Origin of the sequence: Sinorhizobium sp. NFACC03, assembly GCF_900103435.1 — a bacterium.
Taxonomy (GTDB): domain Bacteria; phylum Pseudomonadota; class Alphaproteobacteria; order Rhizobiales; family Rhizobiaceae; genus Ensifer.
In genome coordinates, this window is record NZ_FMXF01000012.1 from 16,069 (window position 1) to 35,268 (window position 19,200).

Consider the following 19,200-nt stretch of genomic DNA (forward strand, 5'->3'; position numbering starts at 1 on the left):
AAAGGAAGGGCTCAGTTACCGAGTTTCACCGTGATCTCGGCCGGCGCTCGTCATCGCGCCAGCGGCGGATATCTTCCGGTGCTGCTTTACCCGCCCGCGGGCCGTGGATGGTGACGGAGCGGGAGGCGGCTGCGACGGAGAAGTCCAGCGCCTCTTCGATGGTCTGGCCTTGCGACAGACAAAAGGTCAATGTGCCGCCGAAGGTGTCGCCTGCACCGGTGACGTCAACGACGTCGACCGGAAACCCGGGCACACGAAGGATCGTGTCGCCATTGCGGGCCTCGGCGCCATCGGCGGCGAGGGTGCGCACGACCCAGTCGATATCGTGCGCCTGCATCCAGTCGCCGATAAACGTGATTTCGTCGTGGCCGAAGGCAGCGCGGAAGCCGACCTGGTTGAAGATGACGACCGCAGCACCGGTGAGATAAGGCATATCCTGCGGCGTACATCCACCGACGTCGAGATCGAAGATGACGCGCCGGCCGTGCTGGCGGAGATCGGCAAGAAGGTCGGCTTGCTTGACTACGCCTTCATCCGTTCGCGCATGCAGACGACGGGCGCGATAGAGCGTCGTGTAGAGAAAGCCTGGTTGGCGCAGCGCATCGAGAGCAGCGGGGTCGAGCCACATCGGCTGCTCGCCCATCTCGACCGTCAGAACGACATGCTCGCCGTCGACGAGGAAGATGAAGTTCCGCGATTCCGGAATGGCGGGATCGATCAGCATGTGATCGACGCCAACCCCATTCTCCTTCAAATCGGCAATCAAACGTTCCGACAAGGGACTATCGTTGAGCAGCGAGATGAACTGCGTCGGGCCGCCAAATCCCGCATGTACGACGGCGGCGTTGGCAATGGAGCCACCGGCCTCGGCCGGGAGTTCCTTGACCATGCCCTTGTCGGCTCGGCCCGGCCAGCGATCGGCGGTGTAGTATTCGTCGAGCGCGACGTCGCCAACGAAGAAGCTTGTCATGCGCTTGGTCCTTTGCCCCGGATGACTTGCACCAGCCTCGGGCCACCAGCAACCCGAACCCAAGGGCTTTCACCGAGACCGCAGACGGCCATCCAGTAGTAGGGGGTTGGTCCCGACACGCCCCGGCAGGCATCGTGCCAGACGTTGCGGTCCATCACCACGGCCTGCCCTGGCGCGATCACGAAGGCTTCGATCTCATTCCGGTCCGGCGTCGTGGCGTCAGATGCCGGAGCGACAGCGAGGACAACCTGTTGGGCGAGGCAGAAGATCGCCTCTTCGGTATGCGGATGCCGCTCCATCGCGCTGCAATGCCACGGTGCGCTACCGCCGCGGGTGACGCCGAGATGGCCGCGACCGTCGATCAATGGTGTCTTCGTGAAGCCGTCGCGCCAGCCGTCGCCGACGGTCCAGACCACCTTGGGGTCGGTGTCACCGGTCAGGTCATAGACCTTGCCGTATCGCGAGAAATTGTCCGGGGTCACCGGGCGGGCGAAAGCCGTGTCGGCCGCACTCATGCGTCGCTCCTGATGGCGCGCACGACGCGCATGAGCCCGGCGACATGGGCTGCCTCGACGCGGCCTGTGTCCTTATGGTCGTGCTTGAACCAGCTCCCGACCACGGCGCCATCGGCCTTGGCCAGTTGCTCGGCGGCATTGGTTTCGGTCAGGCCGGCGCCGATCAAGAGGGGCGTCCTGCCGCCGGTTGCAGTGTGGAAGCGCGCCACCTTGTCCATGTCGGTCGGCTGGCCTGTGGCGTCGGAGGTGACCACCAAACCGTCGCAGCGCGCAGCGCCGATGCGCACGTCTTCCGATTCCGACCGCCCGGACAGGACAGGCTGGTACTTGAAGCGAACGCCACCGAGCAACAGCGCCGAAACGCCCTCTCTGCGTGTCGCGAGTTCGGCTTCGAAGGCTTCGTCCGCTTCCGGCGGCAGATGGCCGGCGACAGAATCCACCTGGATAAAGGAAACGGGGTACGTTTTGGCAAGGGCAAAGGCGCGCGCATCGTCCCTGAGCACGTTGACGCCGATGCGGGTGCCGAGGTCGAACTCGAAAAGCCGGTCCAACACCCGCTCGACGTCTTCTGCACCACCGAAGTAGTTCTCGACCACGACCCCGTCCAGGCCTTCGCCGGCCATGATGCGGGCCTCTTCTTCGGCCTGGGCAAGCTTGGCCGCGGGGCCGTCACCAGCCAGGTGTAGCATGCCAAGAATGGGTTTTGGGGTCGTGAAAGTGTCGCCGAAGCGGCTCATGTCTTGCTCTCCTGCGCACCGTGCGGCGCGGTCTCGCGCCCCCAGCGCGTTGCAAATTTCATCTGGACTGCCGGCGAGTAGACGATCGACGTGCGCTCGACCAACCGGTCGTCGGCATCGAGCACATCCCCGCTGGCGCAAAGGTAGCCCGGCACGTCAGGCGCCGGGGCAAAGACCTCCCTGAGGCGCTCGGAAGACGGCACGACGCTGAGCAGCAGTTCCGAACGCAAGGGGTGGCGGTCATAGTCGCGGCGCAAAACCTCGTAGAGCGATTGCGCCGCGAAATCGTAGCGGTCGATCCCCGGATAGAGGGCAAGATCGAGCTGAGACGTGTCGACGTTCAGCCAACTCACGGTGTCGCCATTGGCAAGCCCGCGGGCGCGCACCAGCAAGAGTTCGCCATTCTCCACCCGGTGTTCCAGCACGCGCGTCACCGGGCGCTGGCCCTGGCGGCGGGCAAGCTCCGTGAAGCTGCCGAAATTCCAGATGTTGTGGCTGATCGGCCGGTGCGAGACGATCGTGCCGCGGCCGCGAACCTGCTGAACCAGACCTTCCGAAACCAAAAGCGCCATCGCATTGCGCACGGTGGTTCGGGCAATGCCGAACTGGTCGCGCAACTGGTTCTCCGAGGGGATCGCTTCCCCTTCGGAGAAGTCACCGCTGAGAATCGCGGCGCGGAGCGCCCGATAGAGCTGCCGGTAGAGCTGCTCGCTCGAATAGAGATCGAGGCGCAGCCGGGCCAGTCTGTCGTCCGGGTTTCCATTTGCTGCGATGGTGGAGGCGTCTGGCATGGAAGGATGGGTCAAGGCAGGCTCCGGCGCGGTTCGGTTACTTCGTGGCTCCGTTTATCTTGAACTCTTCGACGGCAGCCTGTTTCAAGCCGTAGCGGTCGAGGATCTGTGCATAAGTGCCATCGGCCTTCATGGCGTCGAGCGCGCCCTTTACGGCATCGCGCAACTGCCCATTCGCTTTGGCGAAAGCAATGCCGTAGTGGTTGACGTCGCCGACTTCGCCGATCTGGTAGAACTTGCCCGGCTCCTGCTTCATCAGGTCGAGCAGTCCCTCAAGGCCGATGACCGAAGCCTGGGCGCGGCCCTGGCGGATCTGCATGATGTGCTCGGCCTGGGTCGGAATCTGGATGACGGTGATCAGCTGGTCGGCTGCGCATTTAGCCTTGCCGACATTTTCCGCCCAGGTAACCCAGCTGGTTCCCGTTGCAACCGCGACAGTCTTGCCGCAGAGGTCGGCTTCGCTCTTAATTTCACCCTGATGATCGGCAGCCGAATAGAAGACGTTGCCGGTCTTGAAGTAGTCGATGAAATCGAGCTGCGTCTGGCGCTCCACCTTGTCGGAGAAGGCGGTCATGATCAGGTCCGAACGGCCGGTGACGACCTGCGGGATCAATTGCGGGAACTCGACGTTCTGGAACTCGGCCGTCAGGCCGAGGCGTCCGGCGATTGCCTTGGCAAGATCGATGTCGAAGCCCTTCAGTTCCGTCGAGCCGGCGTCGCTGTATTCCATTGGCGGATAGGCAAAGCTGATCGTGACGTTCAGCTTTCCGGTATCGCGCACGGCGTCCGGCAGAGCGGCCGCGAGCTTCTCGTCGGCGGCCTGTGCCACGCCGCCCGCGGCGAGACTGATGAAGGTGGCGGAGGCTAGCCCCAGAACCATTGGTAGCAGTTGTTTCATTTTCAGTTCTCCCTCTTTTTGAACTCTTGTCTTCAGGCCAGCACGCGGCTGAGGAAACTCCGCACGCGCGGGTCGCCGGGGTTGCTCAGAACTTGCGTGGGTACGCCCATCTCGCGGATCTCGCCGTCGATCATCACCACGACGCGGTCGGCGACCTCCCGGGCAAAGCCGATCTCGTGGGTGACGACGATCATCGTTGTGCCGCCGCGCGCCAGATTGCGCATGACTTCCAGAACCTCGCCGACGAGTTCCGGATCGAGCGCGCTGGTCGGCTCGTCGAAGAGCATGACGCGCGGCTCCATGGCGAGCGCCCGGGCGATTGCCACACGCTGCTTCTGGCCGCCGGAAAGCTGAGACGGATAACTCGATGCCTTGGCCGCCATGCCGACCTGCTCGAGCAGGCCCATGGCACGGGCTTCGGCCTCGGCGCGGCTCAAGCCGCGTACCACCATCGGTCCCTCGATGACGTTGCCGAGCACCGTTCGGTGCGCGAAAAGATTGAAATGCTGGAACACCATGCCGAGCTGGCTCTGCTGCGCCCTGAGCCGCTTGACCGGCAATTCCTCAAGCGCGCCGCGGCTGAGCTCGTAGCCCATGATCGCGCCGTCGACCCAGACATAGCCGCCATTCGGCGTTTCCAGATGGTTGATGCAGCGCAGGAAGGTGCTCTTGCCACTGCCCGAGGGCCCGAGGATACAGAGCACCTCACCATAGGTGACTTCCAGATCGAGACCCTTCAGGACCTCGTGGCTGCCAAAACTCTTGCGGATACCGACCGCCTTGACTGCGAGTGTCATGCTTCCCCCGAGGCGACGGGACGACGCGCCCATCCTTTGAACCAGCGGCGCTCGCTGGTTGCGGCTGAATCGCGGCCGAAATGGCGTTCGAGATAGTATTGGCCGATGGAAAGAACGGTGGTTCCCGCCAGATACCAGACGGCGCAGACGAACAGCAGTTCGATCACAGCGCCGTTGATGAAGTAGATGCGTTGTGCGGCGTTCAGCATCTCGCCCATGGCGATGGTGGCAGCGAGCGAGGAGAACTTGAGCATGCCGATGGCGCTGTTGCCGAGCACGGGCAGGATCAGCCGCAGGGTCTGTGGCAGGATGATACGCCGCATCGTCTGGCCCGGCGTCATGCCGAGCGTATGGGCAGCTTCCTTCTGGCCCTTGTCGACCGAAGAGATGCCGCCGCGCACCACTTCCGTCAGATAGGATCCTTCGTTCACGCCGAGACCGAGGACAGCTGCAACGAACGGCGTCACCACATCGACCATGCGGGCATCGATGAGCCCGGGGATATAGAGGCGCGGGAAGACCAGAGCGATGTTGAACCAGATGAGCAACTGCAGCAGCACCGGCGTGCCGCGGAACACCCAGACATAGAGCCATGCAGCAAAGCGCAGGATCGGATTTTCCGAGAGCCGCATGATGCCGAAAGCGAAACCAAGAAAGACGCCAAGCACCAGCGCACAGGCCGAGATCAGCAGCGTCCAACCGAAGCCGGTGATGATGACGCCCGCCGTCAGGAACTCGCCGACCACCGTCCACTGGATTTGCCCGACTGCGAAGGCGCGCCCGATTACCGCAAGCAGCAGGATGACGAGACCGCCACTGATCCACCGCCAGGGGTGATGCAGTGGGCGGATGGCGACATCCGGACCGGGAAGGTCTGCGAGTGACAGCGCGGACGTTGAAGATGAGTGAGAGTGGTGCATGGCATCCAATTGTAGGGTTAGGCCTACAACTTGATAGAAGCACGCCGAAACGGAGTCAAGCTGGCGACCGGAGAATATTTCCGCCTGTGCATATTCGCGCTGAATGCGCTGGAGGATTGGAAGAAAGCGGCCGCGAGGAACAAAACGATCGCCGCTGGCACGGAGGAACCGGCGAGGGGGACAGCTTCTCAAGCGCTAAGCGCCCGGCCGAACTGGCAACTTCCGGGATGCAGCCGCATGAAGGCTGTACCGGGACGGAACCGAACGGTCCGTTGAAGAGAAAATAAGTAAGGCTGCGGCGCGCTATGAGCGTTGCCGGTGTGCCAAGGGACCGCACCGCTTCGACTGGCGAGACGCTGAAAATCTCGCCAGTCCGCAAGTACTCGTTCTCGTAATCCTATCCAGCGTCCATACCGAACGGCGCAAAGCCGCGCCTTATGCCCAGCCTCGCGCGGATGGCGTCAGGGGCAGGGCGAGCGGATTGCCGTGTCCCCCCTCGATTTGCTCCGCCAGAATGAAGGCGGTCGTCGGGCCCAATGTGAAGCCCTGATGGCCGTGGCCAAAATGGAACCACAGGCCCTTATACCGGGTCGGACCGACGACGGGCAGCATGTCGGGCATGCAGGGCCGGGTGCCCGACCAGGGCGTTGCTTCGACGGCCTCGCCCAAGCCAAAAAGCTCGCGCGCGGCGTTGGCGGCGTGCAGTATCTGTCGCGATGCCGGCGCTGTGCCCGGCGGTGCCATATGCGCACCGGTCAATACCCGCCACCCTGCGTTCATCGGTGCAACCAGCGTGGAACGGTCGACATCCAGCATCGAAATGCGCGGTCCGTTCGAACCTGCGAAATGCCTGTGATAACCGCGCTTGAACACCATGGGGATGCGATAGCCGAACGTCTTCGCGAGTGTCGGCGACCATGGACCCAAGGCGATGACCGCGTTCTGTGCCGTAAAAGTGCCGCCCTCGGACAACACCTGCCAGCCGGCGCCATTCTGCTGCAGGCTCATGGCGTCGCCGCGGGCCAGCGTTCCACCGCGCGCGACGAACAGAGCGGCATAGCGCGCGACCAGTTCACCCGGGTCACGGCAGGTCCAGGGAGAGGTCCAATGGACCGCACCCGCGAGCCGAGGTTGCAGCGCCGGCTCGCTTGCTGCGAGTTCGGATGCACCAAGCACCGCTGACGGCACGCCGTAGACACGCTTCAGCCGCTCCGCGGTGGCGGCAGCCGCTTCGAATGTCGCGGGTGTACGATAGACCGCGCGCCAGCCCTGCCGGACGATCAGTTCCCCAGCGCCGGCGGGTTCGATGAAACGCGCGTGATCGTCACTCGCACGCAGCGCCAGTTGTGAATAGGCCGCGATGGTTCTCGCGTAAGGCGCGGGCGCCGACTGCGCGAAATAGCGCCAGAGCGGGCCCACCAAGCGTGGCATATCGCGCAGCCGCCAATCGACGTCGTTGCCGCGCTTCAGCGCCACCCTCGCGATCTCGGTCACGGAGCGAGGGAAGGCATAGGGCTCGACGGCCTCGGTCTGGATGATGCCGGCGTTGCCATAGCTGGTTTCCCGGCCCGGCGCCTTGCGATCCAGCAGCACCACCTGATGCCCGCTCTCCTGCAATGCGAGCGCGGTTGAAACGCCGACCATGCCGGCGCCGAGGACGATGGAGGTAGTCATTGTTTGATTCCGCAGAAGGGCTTGTCAGAATGTCAGGCGCGAATTGTAGCCGACCACGAACTGGATGAAGCGCGAGACGTCGACCATGTCGTCGCCCTGGTAGCGGATCGTGTAACCATCAGTGCGCTCGACGCCCTTGAGATAGGAGAGATACTCGGCCGGCAGGCGATTTCGGAACACGATCTCCAGGACAGGGTTTTCCAGTCTGAACGGTTTTGCCGAGCCTGCTCTTGCCAGCGCCGCCTTGACGCCCTCGCGGATGCGGCGATGCGCGACGGCCGGCGTCAGCGTGATCGCCGATTGTGTGCTGTAGACCTGCTTCACCGGCACCGTCACGATGTCGCCGATGCGCTCCCTGATCTCGTCCAAGGCAATGTTGTCGCCCGAGGCGAGCAGCACCGGGACATTGAAATGCCCGGCGATGGCCGCATTGATGCCGGCCTCCGGCATGACGACGCCGTTGATCCGCCTCGGCGAAGGCTGTGCCGCCGATGGTGTGCGACAGCACGCCCCCCGAGTGGCTTGCCCCGGCGTGATAGCCGAGAAGCATGGCGCCGACGAAGGACCCGAGCTCGATGCCCTGCATCATCATCAGCGGCCGCGGCCAGCTACGCACGACCTGCACATAGTCGGGCAGGCGGTCGATCAGGATGCTCTCGCCATTTCCATGAGAATCGCTGAGGATGACTTCCTCCACGCCTTCTTCACGCGCAGCCTCGCAGGCATGGACCACTGTGTCCGTCATCCAGCGCCGGGCGTTCTCATACTCGAAACCTTCGGGCATCAGGTGGTCGCGGCTGACGACCCCAACGATGCCCTCGATATCCGCGGAAATATAGACGCGCATTCCTACCTCCCCAGTCAGCCGCGCGAGGGCGCGGATAATGCATTTGACTTTCCGACGATAAACATAGTTTTATGATTAGAAAATATCTTTCTTGAGAGGCAAGAGGTAAAAATGAAACTGTTCATCGCTGGGCTGGACACCGAGACCAACACATTTTCGCCGATGCAGACGGGCCTTGAGGCCTTCCGGGAAAACCTGATCGCCTACGGCGATGCCACCAGCAGGCCGCTCACCTGCTGCTCGTCGCAGTTGTCTGTCTGGCGCAAGGCCGCTCAAGAAAAGGCCTGGTGCGTGGTGGAGAGCCTGTGCGCGGTGGCCGAGCCAGGCGGCAGGACCACGCGGGCGGTCTATGAGAGCTTCCGCGCCACCATCCTTGGCGACCTCAAGGCGGCCATGCCGGTCGATGCCGTCATGCTTGCCCTGCACGGCGCCTGCGTCGCCGAAGGATATGACGATGTCGAGGGGGATCTGCTCGAGCATGTGCGCGGGCTGGTCGGGGCGAATGTGCCGGTTGCCGCCGAACTTGATCTCCATTGCCATATCACCGACCGCATGCTCGCCAATGCGACCATGATCGCCACCTACAAGGAATATCCGCATACGGACATCGAGGAGGTAGCCGGCCAGTTGTTCCGGCTGGTGGAGCGGACCCTCGCGGGCGAAGTGCGACCAGCCATGGGCGTTTATGACTGCCGCATGATCAACACCTTCCACCCGCATCGCGCGCCGTTGCGCGGCATTGTCGATCGCATGAAAGCCGTGGAGGGGCAGGATGGCGTGCTGTCGGTCTCCTTCGGCCACGGCTTCCCCTGGGGCGATGTCGAGGATGTCGGCGCCAAGATGCTCGTCGTCACCGACAATGACCCGGAAAAGGCTGCGCGCACCGCCCGGTCCTTCGGTCGGGAGATATTCGATGCGCGCGAAGAAATGCGCGGAGACTATCTCGGTATCGACGCGGCGCTGGATCGGGCCATTGCCGCGAAGAGCGGTCCGATCGTGCTTGCCGACGTCTCCGACAATGCAGGCGGCGGAGCACCTGGAGACTCGACCTTCATCCTGCGTCGCATCATCGAGCGCGGCATCGAAGACGTGGCGACCTGCCTCTATTGGGACCCGATTGCGGTGCGCATGTGCCGCGAGGCGGGAGAGGGGGCCACATTGGCGCTCAGGATCGGCGGCAAGGTCGGGCCGGCTTCCGGCGATCCCCTCGATCTGACGGTGACGGTCAGGTGTGTCGCTTCGGGCATCACACAGCGCTTCGGGCCGACGCCGCTCGGCATCGGCGATGCCGTCTGGGTCAGTGCCGGCAACGTCGACATCGTGCTGAACTCCGTGCGCACACAAACCTTCCACCCGGAATGCATGACCGCGCTCGGCCTGGACCCGGCGCAGAAGAAGATCGTCGTGGTGAAATCCAGCAACCACTTCCGCGCAGGCTTCGAACCCATCGCGCGCGAAATTCTCTACGTCAGCGCGCCCGGTGCCTTGCAGCCCTCATTCGAGAAACTGGCCTTTACCAAGCTGAAGCGACCCTATTGGCCCAGGGTCGCCAACCCATTCGAGGGGTAGGGCAAGGGCGGTATCGATCCGAAGACGATCGCGGGCAGGGTTGTCGCCGGCACGCATTGCCTTCGAGGCAATGTTGATTTCGGCCACGTATTATAGGAAATGGTTTTCCTATCATGCCAGTCGGATTCTGCCGCGTCGCGGGCTGAGCCGAGATCGGCACGCGGTCCGGAACGGCTGCAGGCAAATTGGAGACGCCAACGATGACCGATGCGAAATCCAGTCTCGGCGATATCCTGAAGGATATTCGCAACCGCAATCGCTGGACGTTGGCAGAGGTGAGTTCCATGACCGGGCTTGCGGTCTCGACCCTTTCCAAGGTCGAAAACAACCAGATGCAGCTCACTTACGACCGACTGATCCAGCTTGCCCAGGGCCTGAAGGTCGACATCGTCGAGCTTTTCGGGACCATGGCGGGCGCTGAGGAAGCCCCCAACATGCTGGGGCGGCGCACCTACACCAAGTCCGGCGACGGGCGGGCGATCATCACGCAGAACTACGACTATCTCTATGTTTGCACGGAGATTTCTAAGAAGTCGATGGTTCCGATCGTGGCGGTAGCCCGTGCACGCACACTTGAGGAGTTTGGGCCGCTTATCCGGCACAAGGGCGAGGAGTTCTTCTACGTTCTCGAAGGGGAACTGGAGCTTCACACCGAGATCTATGCGCCTTTGCGGCTCAAGAAGGGCGATTCCTGCTACTTCGACGCGATAATGGGTCACGCCTATCTCAGCGTCAGCGAAGAACCCGCGCATATCCTGTGCGTTTGCTCGACCCCGGAAACCGAGCTGGTCTCCACACTGGCGAACGCGCAGACGATCAAGCTCAAAAGCTGATCGAAACTAAAAAACACATACGATAAGAAAAAAATATTGCACTTAGGAAAAGCGTTTCCTAGTCTAGCACTGCGGTGAATGCCGGGAGGGCATTGTGCGCCGCAGTTCTGGGGAGGACTACGAGATGAACGGTTCCAAGTGGAAATCGATCGGCGTTGCATTGCTTCTGGCGTCGACGCCTCTTTCCGGCGCGATCGCAGCGCAGGACGTGCTGGTGATGGCGCGAGCGGAAGATCCACCGACTGCCGATCCTGGAGTTGAAATCAGCAACAGCGGCTACACACTGATTTATGCCGCCTACGAAAGGCTCGTCGCCTACAAGGGCGGCTCAACGGAGGTCGGGCCCGAACTGGCTGAAAGCTGGACCGCCGACGATGCCGGCCTCGTGTGGACCTTCAAGCTCGCCAGCGGCCACAAGTTCGATGACGGTTCACCGGTCGATGCCGCGGCCGTCAAATTCAGCTTCGACCGGCTGATGAAGCTGAAGGCCGGACCGTCCGACGCGTTCCCGGTGCTGAAGGAGGTCGAGGTCGTCGATCCGCAGACTGTCAGATTTCATCTGACGGCGCCGTTCGCGCCGTTCATTTCGACGCTGGCCGTCTCCGGGGCAGCGATCATCAATCCCAAGGTGATGGAGCATGAAAAGGACGGCGACATGGCGAAGGCCTGGCTTGCCGAGCACTCCGCCGGCAGCGGGCCCTACCGTATCGCCTCCTGGGAGCGGAACCAGAGCATCGTGCTCGACCGCAACGAACATTACGCAGGCACTGAGCCGGCGCTGAAACAGGTCGTCATTCGCATCGTCGGCGACGTGTCGGCCCGCCGCCTTCAGTTGACCAACGGCGATGCCGACATCATCGAACAGATCCCGCTCGATCAGGCGGAGGCGCTGCAAAAGGACGCTTCCGTCGTGGTCGAGAGCAATCCCAGCATGTATGTGAACTACATCTACATGAACAACCGCCAGCCGCCGCTCGACGACGCCAAGGTTCGCAAGGCGATTTCCTATGCGGTCGACTATCAAGGCATCATCGACGGCATCATGCTCGGCCAGGCCAAGCAAATGCGCGGCGCGGTGCCGAGCGGCATGTGGGGACACGACCCGCAGGGCTTCCAGTACACATACGACATCGAGAAGGCCAAGGCTCTGCTTGCCGACTCCGGCAAGAGCGATATTCACCTGACCTATACCTTCTCTCAGGCGGACCCTGCCTGGGAGCCGGTTGGGCTGGCGCTGCAGGCGTCACTGGCTGAAGTCGGCATCAAGCTCGATCTGCAGGCGGTCGCCGACACGACCAAACGCGAACTGGTGGCCAACGGCAAATTCGATATGGCTCCCGGTGCCTGGACGCCTGACTTTGCCGACCCCTACATGTTCATGAACTATTGGTTCGACGCCGACAAAATGGGCGGCCCGGGCAACCGTTCCTTCTACGGCAACAAGCAGGTGACCGATCTCGTGCGTGAGGCGGGATCGATCGTCGACGAGGTCAAGCGCAAGGCTCTTTACATCGAGGCGCAGAAGCTTTCGACCGAGGACGCGCCCTATCTCTACATCATGGAGAAGAATGACATCTTCGCCCGTCGCGCCGTGGTGAAAGGCTATGTCTACAATCCCATGCTGATCCAGGTCTACAACTTCGGGACGATGTCGAAGACGGAGTGAGGGGCCGGATTGAAGCGATCCTCTCGCTCAACAGGCCTCAATCCACGGAACACCTGCCGCCGGCCCCAACGGCTGTGACGGCAGGGTTTCATCGTTTCCCAAGCAAGGTTTTCCTGCTGGAAAGGCTGACGTCCATGGCAATCACCCGCATCATCATTCCGCGTCTGATATTGCTGCTTTTTGTGGTGCTCGGGGTCGCGGTCATCACCTTCACGATCTCTCACCTCATTCCGGGAGATCCCGCGCGCATGATTGCGGGCGATAGGGCAAGCGCCGAAACGCTTGAGAACGTCAGGCGCAACCTGGGTCTGGATCGCCCGGTCGTCGAACAATTCACCATCTATATCGGCAATCTCCTGCAAGGCGATCTGGGAACGTCCTTGCGGACCAACCGCCCGGTTGCAGCCGATATTCGTACCTTCTTGCCGGCAACACTGGAACTCGGAACGGTCGCGCTCTTCATTGCGATCTGTCTGGGCGTACCACTCGGCGTGCTGTCGGCCGTCTACAAGGACGGCCCGATCGACCAGATCGCGCGGACGGTCTCCGTCTGCGGCATCTCAATGCCGGTGTTCTGGTTCGGCCTGATCCTGATCTACCTCTTCTACGCCAAGTTCCAGATACTGCCTGGCAGCGGGCGCCTGGCCATGGGCATCGTTGCACCCGAACGCATCACCGGATTCCTGCTGATCGACTCGCTGCTGCATGGCCGCTTCGATGCCTTTTGCAGCGCCGTCTACCACATCATCCTGCCGGGCTTCGTGCTGGCCTTCGCCAATATGGGCGTGATCACCCGCCAGATCCGCGCCTCGATGCTGGATGTGCTGCAGGAAGATTATATCCGCACCGCCCGCGCGAGCGGCCTGCGCAAGGGCATGATCGTCTTCAACTACGCACTCAGAAACGCGCTGATCCCTTCGATCACCCTGTTGGGACTGGCGCTTGGCGACCTTCTCTATGGAGCAGTGCTGACCGAGACGATCTTTGCCTGGCCGGGCATGGGCACCTATGTCGTGACCTCCATTCAGACGCTCGATTTTCCCGCCATCATGGGTTTCACGATCGTCGCATCCATCGGCTATGTGCTGATCAACCTCCTGGTCGATCTCGCCTACATGCTCGCCGACCCGCAGATCAGGGAGGTCTGATCATGTCCGCCGTCATGCCGACAGAACCTGCTGCATCGACTGCCGCAGCGCGCAGGACCAAGCCCATCTCCGAGCGGCTGCACTATCTGTGGTATCTGAGCCGCCGCAGCCCGCTGACCCTCGTTGGCGCTGCCATCATTCTGCTCGTTCTCATCATGATCATCGCTGCACCGGTGATCGCGCCGTACAATCCGGACAAGGTCTCCTTGACGGCGCGCCTGTTGCCGCCGAGTACCGCGCATTGGTTCGGCACGGACGAGGTTGGCCGCGACCTGTTCTCGCGCGTGATCTTTGGGGCGAGGGCATCCTGTGGCGCCGCTTTCATGATCGTCCTGATTTCGATGTCGGTCGGGGTGCTGATCGGCTGTTTTTCCGGTGTGGTCGGCGGGCGGGTCGACACCGCCATCATGCGGCTTATGGATGTCGTTCTTGCTCTGCCGGCGCTGGTACTGGCCATGGCGCTGGCCGCAGCGCTTGGTCCAAGCCTGTTCAATTCCATGCTGGCCGTGGCGATCGTGCGTATTCCCGCCTATGTGCGCCTGGCCCGCGGTCAAACGCTTTCCTTGCGCGAGCAGGTCTTCGTGAAGGCGGCCCGCACCTTCGGCGCTTCGCCATTCTACATCCTTCGCTGGCATATCCTGCCGAACGCGATGTCGCCCATCATCGTGCAGGCAACGCTCGATCTTGGCGGCGTCGTGCTGATTGCGGCCGCGCTCAGCTTCATCGGCCTCGGCGCGCAGCCGCCGACCTCCGAATGGGGCGCTCTTGTCAGCAGCGGTCGCAGCTACATGCTCGATCAGTGGTGGTACGCGACCTTCCCGGGTCTCGCCATTCTGATCACGGCGATGGGATGCAATCTCGTTGGCGACGGCATCCGCGATATGCTCGACCCGCGCTTGAGGGGCAGATGATGACCGGTACGGCAGAGTTACGCGGCCAGGCGCTGGCCATTCACAATCTTTCGCTGGAGTTTCCCACCTTCAGCGGCGCGATCAAGGCGCTCGACAATGTGTCGATCAATGTCGGAAAGGCTGAGATCGTCGGGATTGTCGGCGAGTCCGGCTGCGGCAAATCGGTGACCACCATGGCCGCGACTGGGCTGCTGCCCAGGGGGCGCTACAGGATCACCAGCGGCTCGGTCAGGCTCTTTGGCCATAGTACTCTCGCCATGGACGACAGTCAGTTGCAGGATGTGCGCGGCAAGGTGTTCTCGACCATCTTTCAAGAGCCGATGAACGCGCTGAACCCGACGATCCGCATCGGCAAGCAGCTGACTGACGTCATCATGCGTCACGAGGAGACAAGCTTGTCGGATGCCAGGCGCATTGCGCGGGATATTCTTGCCGACATGCTGATCGGCGAGCCCGAGCGGGTGATGAAGCTCTATCCGTTCGAACTCTCCGGCGGCATGCGGCAACGCGTGCTGATCGCCATGGCGTTCTCCTGCAATCCCGGCCTCATCATCGCCGACGAGCCGACGACCGCGCTCGATGTCACCGTCCAGGCCGTAATCCTGCGGCTGATCCAGAACCGTGCGCGCCGCACCGGGACGTCGGTGATCTTCATCTCGCACAACGTCGCCGTCGTGTCGCAGCTCTGCGACCGGCTCTACGTGATGTATGCCGGACGGATCGTTGAGCATGGTGCGACCCGCACCGTGCTCGAGGCGCCGCAGCACCCCTATACCCAGGCGCTATTGCGCTGCCTGCCGGAGCGGGTGGCGCCAAAACAGGAGCTCGAAGCGATCCCCGGCGCGGTGCCTAATCTCCTGCATCCACCGGCTGGCTGCTATTTCCAGCCGCGATGCAAGGAAGCGGTTGATCTCTGTCGATCCCAGTCTCCGCAGTTGGCCGGGGCCGACAGCCAACAGGTGGCGTGCTGGCGGCGTGGTGTCGCGCCAGAAACATCAAAGCAGGGAGCCGGCAATGACCGAAGGCGTTGACACGATGGCAAAGCCGGTTCTGGAGGTTTCCGACCTCCATGTCCGCTTCCCGGCGTCCCGCAACTGGCTCGGGCGCCCCACTTCGCATGTGCATGCCGTCAACGGTGTCACCCTTAGAGTTCGTGCCGGCAGAAGCCTCGGCATTGTCGGCGAATCCGGTTGCGGCAAGAGTACGCTCGCCCAGGCGATCATCGGGCTTGCGCCATACGAGCAGGGTAGGGTGGCGATCGACGGTCAGGATTTTCAGGCAGCGCAGGGCAGAGAGAAGCGCCAGCTGCGGCAGAAGATGCAGATCGTTTTCCAGGATCCGCAATCCTCGCTCGATCGGCGCCTGCCGGTCTGGCGGCTCATCAGCGAGCCGCTGCATATTCGCGGCCGGCATAGCAACGCCGAGCTGCATGCGAAGGCGGAACAACTGGCGACCGCTGTCGGTCTTAGGCCGGAACATCTCGATCGTCTGCCACACGAGTTTTCAGGGGGACAGCGCCAGCGCATTGCCATCGCCCGCGCCATCAGCACGGACCCCGACCTCATGGTGTTGGACGAACCGACATCGGCGCTCGACGTGTCGGTCCAGGCGCAGATCATCAACCTGCTTCTGAAACTGCAGCGGGAGCGGGGGCTCGCCTACCTCATGATCTCGCACGATGTCGCACTGGTGCGCCACTTCTGCGACGATGTCGCGGTGATGTATCTCGGCCAGATAGTTGAATCAGGCCCGGCCGACGTGGTGCTGGGCGATCCTCGGCACCCATACACGCAGACGCTTCTGGCCGCGGCTCCGAGTTTCGCAAGTCCCTTGCCGACCATTGCGGAGGTGCGGACCGCCGAGCTTCCAAACAACCGAAAACTGCCAACCGGTTGCTTCTACAAGGAACGCTGCGGCAAGGCTGCAGCCGGCTGCGAGGCGCCGCAGGTTCTCCAGCACCTAGGCGAGGGCGCACGCTGTGCAAGGTGTCATCTGGCGCAGGGGTGAGGCGCAGACGAGCGTTATAGACACACTCCGCCGACCGTCGGCACGGCTGGCGGGGTGGCCGCTCCATATCATTTGATGCGCTGTTCTGATATTTTAAGAAAGATAATTTTCGTATCGGAAAAATAATTTGATTGATATTTCCGACTGTGCATATTTGGAGCGGATCGCACCACTGCACTCGAACGAAGCGCGACCTACGCCGCCGGAGACGACATTGACCTGACCGATGCCGATCGGTGCCCCTGTCAGCTGCCGCTTCCGCATTTTTCCCCATGTCGGCGGACGCCGTCGCGCGTGCGGCAGTCCACGCGGCTACGAGCCGAAATGAATTTGATCTGATGAAAGAGGCCTAAGATGAAGAAGGAAGTCGAATGGGCGCGCATGACCGCACCCAGCCTGCGTGAACTCGCCGGAAAGCCGGGCGCGCTTGCCGTCCTGCCGATCGGTTCGCTGGAACAGCATGGGCCGCACCTGCCGGTCATTACCGACACAGCCAGCGCATCGGCCGCGGCCATCCGTGCCGCCCGTCTCGTGGCCGACGACATCCCGGTCGCCGTTCTTCCCGGCCTGTGGCTCGGCATGAGCGAACACCACCTGCCTTTCGGCGGCACCATCACGCTGGACTACGATACGCTGAGCCGCGTCATTCGCTGCATCGTCCGATCGCTGAAGACGCTCGGTTTCTCGCGGCTGTTCATCGTCAACGGTCACGGCGGCAACATGGACCCGCTCGCGGTTGCCGTGCGCGAACTGGCGGTCGAGTTCGCCATGCCGATCGTCGCCACAACGCCGTGGATGCTGGCGCCAGAGGAGGCCAGCAAGATCTTCGAGGTCGACACCGGTGCGCACCATGCCTGTGAGGGCGAAGCGTCGGTCATGCTGGCGATCGTTCCGGATGCGGTAAAGACCGAGATGTTCGGCCAGGCCTTCGGCAACCAGCAGCATCCCGTTGACGTAACTGCGGACGTGTCGCGCTTCTATTCCTTCGCCGAGCGGGCGCCGGTCACCGGCACCTGGGGCGATCCTCGCAGCGCAACCGCCGAAAAGGGCGAGCGCTTCCTCGACCTGCAGGCGAACGAGTTGGTGAAGCTGATCCGCAACGACGTGCTTTGGACCACGCCAGACCCGGTCTGGTCGCCAGGCCGTGGCCTCGGCACGACGGCCGGCAAAGCCGATTGACCTCAGCCGGCGAGACATCCGCCGGGCATTTCGCATTCCATTCCCAAGGGAGGACACGCCAATGACTTTGAAATTCGCGCGGACGCGCAAAACCCTTGTTTCCCTGTTTGCAGCAACCATGCTTTCGGGCGTGGCGCTGACGCCTGCCATGGCGAAGACGCTCGTCTATTGCTCGGAGGGCGCGCCAGAGGGGTTCGACGCAGCGCTCTACTCGGCCAACAGCACGTGGGATGCTTCGGCCGAGACGATCTACGATCGCCTCACTGAATTCGAGCCCGGCACCACCAACGTCGCCCCGGGCCTCGCCGAAAGCTGGACCATTTCCGAGGACAATCTCGAATACACGCTGAAACTGCGGGAAGGCGTGAAGTTCCAGACGACGGATGATTTCACCCCGACACGGGATTTCAACGCAGACGACGTGCTCTTCACCTACATTCGCCAGTTGGACAAGGACGACCCGTGGAACAGCTACTTTCCTGGTGCGAACTGGGAAATGTTCAACGCGATGGACATGCCAACGGTCATCAAGGACATCGTCAAGGTCGATGAAATGACCGTCAAGTTCGTGCTGAAGCAACCGGATGCGTCGCTTCCGGCGAAGCTTGCCCTGAACTTCGGCTCGATCATGTCGAAAGAGTACGCCGACAAGCTGGCGGCTGAGGGACGGCGCGAGGACCTCGACCGCAAGCCTGTCGGCACCGGGCCGTTCCGGTTTGTCGACTACCAGCAAGATGCGGCGATCCGCTTTGCAGCCAATGCAGACTATTGGGCCGGCGCGCCGAAGATCGACAATCTCATCTTCGCGATCACCACCGACCCGACGACACGCATGCAGAAACTTCAGGCGGGCGAATGCCATATCGCGCCGTACCCGGCGCCGGCCGATGTTGCCGGGCTGAAGGCAAATCCGGACCTGACGGTATTGGAACAACCGGGTCTCAACGTCTCCTATCTCGCGATGAACACCTTGGTCGCGCCGTTCGACAAGCTGGAGGTGCGCCGCGCCATCAACATGGCGATCGACCGCAAGGCGATCGTTGATTCCGTCTATCAGGGCATGGGCCAGGTCGCCAAAAGCGTCCTGCCGCCGACGATGTGGGGCTATAACGGCAGCATCGAGGGCTACAGCTACGATCCGGAAGCGGCAAAGAAGCTTCTCGACGGAGCCGGCGTCAAAGATCTGAAGATGAAAATCTGGGCGATGCCCGTCAGCCGTCCATACATGCCGAATGCTCGTCGCGCGGCCGAGCTGATGCAGGCGGACCTTGCCAAGGTCGGCATCGGCGTCGAGATCGTTTCCTATGAATGGGGCGAGTACCTGAAGAAGGTGCGCGACGAAGCGCGCGATGGCGCCGTCATCCTGGGCGGCACGAGCGACAACGGCGATCCCGACAATCTGCTCAGCTACTTCTTCAGCTGCTCGGGCGTTGGCGGCAGCAACAATGCCAACTGGTGCGACAAGCCGCTCGACGAGATCTTCCAGCAGGCGCGTACCAGCTCGGATCAGAGCGAGCGGACGAAACTGTACGAAGAAGCGCAGGCCATGATCAGCGACCAGGCACCTTGGGTTCCGATTGCTCATTCCACCGTTGTGCTGCCGATGTCGAAAAAGGTGAAGAACTACGTGATGGAACCCTTGGGTTCGCATCGATTCGACAAGGTCGATATCGAGGAATAGTCCCAACATGTTGGGTTTCTGCGCGCCTGTTTCGGCAGGTGCGACAATGTCGATTAC

At 62.3% G+C, this 19,200-nt stretch carries 17 protein-coding genes and 1 pseudogene; 9 read left to right on the plus strand and 9 right to left on the minus strand.

The annotated features are described in order from the left end of the window. Positions 1 to 25 precede the first annotated feature (25 nt). From BLU35_RS16440 to BLU35_RS36665, 9 genes and pseudogenes are all read right to left on the minus strand, one after another. The gene (locus BLU35_RS16440; RefSeq protein WP_093233740.1) at positions 26 to 970 is read right to left on the minus strand and encodes a carbohydrate kinase family protein; all 945 of its coding nucleotides are present in this window, start codon (positions 968 to 970) and stop codon (positions 26 to 28) included. Next, on the minus strand, positions 967 to 1,485 hold the full coding sequence (locus BLU35_RS16445) for an ureidoglycolate lyase (protein WP_093233741.1): 519 nt from the start codon (positions 1,483 to 1,485) through the stop codon (positions 967 to 969). Before BLU35_RS16445 ends, BLU35_RS16440 begins: the two co-directional genes overlap by 4 nt. Further along, a complete protein-coding gene (locus BLU35_RS16450; protein ID WP_093233742.1) occupies positions 1,482 to 2,222 on the minus strand; it encodes a BtpA/SgcQ family protein in 741 nt (246 codons plus the stop codon). Before BLU35_RS16450 ends, BLU35_RS16445 begins: the two co-directional genes overlap by 4 nt. After that, complete coding sequence (locus BLU35_RS16455; protein WP_143032942.1) at positions 2,219 to 3,028, minus strand: GntR family transcriptional regulator; 810 nt, start codon at positions 3,026 to 3,028, stop codon at positions 2,219 to 2,221. The genes BLU35_RS16450 and BLU35_RS16455 overlap by 4 nt, the downstream gene beginning before the upstream one ends. Positions 3,029 to 3,050: 22 nt before the next feature. Next, positions 3,051 to 3,911, minus strand: a complete 861-nt coding sequence (locus tag BLU35_RS16460; RefSeq protein ID WP_093233743.1) for an ABC transporter substrate-binding protein — start codon at positions 3,909 to 3,911, stop codon at positions 3,051 to 3,053. 32 nt (positions 3,912 to 3,943) lie between these two features. After that, complete coding sequence (locus BLU35_RS16465; protein WP_093233744.1) at positions 3,944 to 4,708, minus strand: amino acid ABC transporter ATP-binding protein; 765 nt, start codon at positions 4,706 to 4,708, stop codon at positions 3,944 to 3,946. Next, complete coding sequence (locus BLU35_RS16470; RefSeq protein ID WP_093233745.1) at positions 4,705 to 5,628, minus strand: amino acid ABC transporter permease; 924 nt, start codon at positions 5,626 to 5,628, stop codon at positions 4,705 to 4,707. The genes BLU35_RS16465 and BLU35_RS16470 overlap by 4 nt, the downstream gene beginning before the upstream one ends. Before the next feature lie 435 nt (positions 5,629 to 6,063). Next, positions 6,064 to 7,302: an NAD(P)/FAD-dependent oxidoreductase gene (locus BLU35_RS16475; RefSeq protein ID WP_093233746.1), complete on the minus strand. Its 1,239-nt coding sequence runs from the start codon at positions 7,300 to 7,302 to the stop codon at positions 6,064 to 6,066. Between the two features lie 24 nt (positions 7,303 to 7,326). Next, positions 7,327 to 8,149 (minus strand): annotated as a pseudogene (locus tag BLU35_RS36665) (M55 family metallopeptidase). 111 nt (positions 8,150 to 8,260) lie between these two features. On the opposite strand from BLU35_RS36665, the gene BLU35_RS16490 reads away from it, so the two are divergent. The 9 genes from BLU35_RS16490 (at position 8,261) to BLU35_RS16530 (ending at position 19,143) form a co-directional block, all read left to right on the plus strand. After that, positions 8,261 to 9,718 (plus strand): M81 family metallopeptidase, encoded by a 1,458-nt coding sequence (locus BLU35_RS16490; RefSeq protein WP_093233748.1) that lies wholly within the window; start codon positions 8,261 to 8,263, stop codon positions 9,716 to 9,718. 200 nt (positions 9,719 to 9,918) lie between these two features. After that, positions 9,919 to 10,551: a helix-turn-helix domain-containing protein gene (locus BLU35_RS16495; protein WP_093233749.1), complete on the plus strand. Its 633-nt coding sequence runs from the start codon at positions 9,919 to 9,921 to the stop codon at positions 10,549 to 10,551. A gap of 94 nt (positions 10,552 to 10,645) precedes the next feature. Then, positions 10,646 to 12,217 carry an ABC transporter substrate-binding protein gene (locus BLU35_RS16500; RefSeq protein ID WP_245299257.1) on the plus strand — a complete coding sequence of 524 codons (1,572 nt, stop codon included), beginning with the start codon at positions 10,646 to 10,648 and terminating at the stop codon, positions 12,215 to 12,217. 134 nt (positions 12,218 to 12,351) lie between these two features. Further along, positions 12,352 to 13,365, plus strand: coding sequence for an ABC transporter permease (locus BLU35_RS16505; protein WP_093233750.1), 1,014 nt, complete (start codon positions 12,352 to 12,354; stop codon positions 13,363 to 13,365). A 2-nt stretch (positions 13,366 to 13,367) separates the two neighbouring features. Further along, the gene (gene ddpC, locus BLU35_RS16510; protein ID WP_176907287.1) at positions 13,368 to 14,276 is read left to right on the plus strand and encodes a D,D-dipeptide ABC transporter permease; all 909 of its coding nucleotides are present in this window, start codon (positions 13,368 to 13,370) and stop codon (positions 14,274 to 14,276) included. Beyond that, complete coding sequence (locus BLU35_RS16515; RefSeq protein ID WP_176907289.1) at positions 14,276 to 15,307, plus strand: ABC transporter ATP-binding protein; 1,032 nt, start codon at positions 14,276 to 14,278, stop codon at positions 15,305 to 15,307. Before ddpC ends, BLU35_RS16515 begins: the two co-directional genes overlap by 1 nt. Next, positions 15,291 to 16,283 carry an oligopeptide/dipeptide ABC transporter ATP-binding protein gene (locus tag BLU35_RS16520; RefSeq protein WP_286161540.1) on the plus strand — a complete coding sequence of 331 codons (993 nt, stop codon included), beginning with the start codon at positions 15,291 to 15,293 and terminating at the stop codon, positions 16,281 to 16,283. The genes BLU35_RS16515 and BLU35_RS16520 overlap by 17 nt, the downstream gene beginning before the upstream one ends. A 354-nt stretch (positions 16,284 to 16,637) precedes the next feature. Continuing rightward, positions 16,638 to 17,462, plus strand: coding sequence for a creatininase family protein (locus BLU35_RS16525; protein ID WP_093233752.1), 825 nt, complete (start codon positions 16,638 to 16,640; stop codon positions 17,460 to 17,462). Between the two features lie 61 nt (positions 17,463 to 17,523). Further along, a complete protein-coding gene (locus BLU35_RS16530; RefSeq protein WP_093233753.1) occupies positions 17,524 to 19,143 on the plus strand; it encodes an ABC transporter substrate-binding protein in 1,620 nt (539 codons plus the stop codon). Positions 19,144 to 19,200: the final 57 nt, after the last annotated feature.

Coding starts and splice junctions, on each gene's coding strand:
- BLU35_RS16470 (WP_093233745.1), bottom strand. CDS start 5,628: ATGCACCACTCTCACTCATCTTCAACGTCCGCGCTGTCACTCGCAGAC.
- BLU35_RS16450 (WP_093233742.1), bottom strand. CDS start 2,222: ATGAGCCGCTTCGGCGACACTTTCACGACCCCAAAACCCATTCTTGGC.
- BLU35_RS16465 (WP_093233744.1), bottom strand. CDS start 4,708: ATGACACTCGCAGTCAAGGCGGTCGGTATCCGCAAGAGTTTTGGCAGC.
- BLU35_RS16495 (WP_093233749.1), top strand. CDS start 9,919: ATGACCGATGCGAAATCCAGTCTCGGCGATATCCTGAAGGATATTCGC.
- BLU35_RS16520 (WP_286161540.1), top strand. CDS start 15,291: ATGACCGAAGGCGTTGACACGATGGCAAAGCCGGTTCTGGAGGTTTCC.
- BLU35_RS16505 (WP_093233750.1), top strand. CDS start 12,352: ATGGCAATCACCCGCATCATCATTCCGCGTCTGATATTGCTGCTTTTT.
- BLU35_RS16475 (WP_093233746.1), bottom strand. CDS start 7,302: ATGACTACCTCCATCGTCCTCGGCGCCGGCATGGTCGGCGTTTCAACC.
- ddpC (WP_176907287.1), top strand. CDS start 13,368: ATGTCCGCCGTCATGCCGACAGAACCTGCTGCATCGACTGCCGCAGCG.
- BLU35_RS16490 (WP_093233748.1), top strand. CDS start 8,261: ATGAAACTGTTCATCGCTGGGCTGGACACCGAGACCAACACATTTTCG.
- BLU35_RS16440 (WP_093233740.1), bottom strand. CDS start 970: ATGACAAGCTTCTTCGTTGGCGACGTCGCGCTCGACGAATACTACACC.
- BLU35_RS16530 (WP_093233753.1), top strand. CDS start 17,524: ATGACTTTGAAATTCGCGCGGACGCGCAAAACCCTTGTTTCCCTGTTT.
- BLU35_RS16525 (WP_093233752.1), top strand. CDS start 16,638: ATGAAGAAGGAAGTCGAATGGGCGCGCATGACCGCACCCAGCCTGCGT.
- BLU35_RS16445 (WP_093233741.1), bottom strand. CDS start 1,485: ATGAGTGCGGCCGACACGGCTTTCGCCCGCCCGGTGACCCCGGACAAT.
- BLU35_RS16515 (WP_176907289.1), top strand. CDS start 14,276: ATGACCGGTACGGCAGAGTTACGCGGCCAGGCGCTGGCCATTCACAAT.
- BLU35_RS16460 (WP_093233743.1), bottom strand. CDS start 3,911: ATGAAACAACTGCTACCAATGGTTCTGGGGCTAGCCTCCGCCACCTTC.